The 377-nt window shown below is 65.5% G+C and carries 1 protein-coding gene; it reads left to right on the top strand.

Annotation, left to right across the window (positions count from 1 at the left end; all coding sequences use genetic code 11):
• Nucleotides 1–374 (top strand): transposase (locus tag QQM37_RS14395; RefSeq protein ID WP_285728306.1); only part of this gene is annotated, 374 nt, incomplete at its 5' end.
• Between the last annotated feature and the right edge of the window lie 3 nt (nt 375–377).

The raw sequence follows: 377 nt of genomic DNA, 5'->3' as shown, positions 1-377 counted from the left end.
TCGCGGCCGAGGAGCACGTCGAAGTCGAAGCGACCTGGGGCATCTATCAGCGCTTGATCGTCGCTTACCGTGAACCCGACAAGAAGCTCGGGAAGCAGCTCATGCAGGCCGTGATCGACTCCGTCACCGCCGGGGTCCCTGCGGCGCTCGTCGAGGTCTGCAAGCTCGGCCGGACGCTGAAGCAACGAGCGGCCGACATCCTCGCGTTCTTCGACCGGCCCGGCACCAGCAACGGCCCGACCGAAGCGATCAACGGCCGACTCGAACACCTCCGCGGCTCCGCCCTCGGCTTCCGCAACCTCACGAACTACATCGCCAGATCGCTGCTCGAAGCCGGAGGATTCAGACCCCACCTACACTCCGGATTGCGATGAGCC

The organism is Psychromicrobium xiongbiense, from assembly GCF_030271165.1.
Lineage (GTDB): Bacteria > Actinomycetota > Actinomycetes > Actinomycetales > Micrococcaceae > Renibacterium > Renibacterium xiongbiense.
The sequence above is the reverse complement of the archived record's forward strand: the minus strand, read 5'-3'. Positions and strand labels throughout refer to the sequence as shown.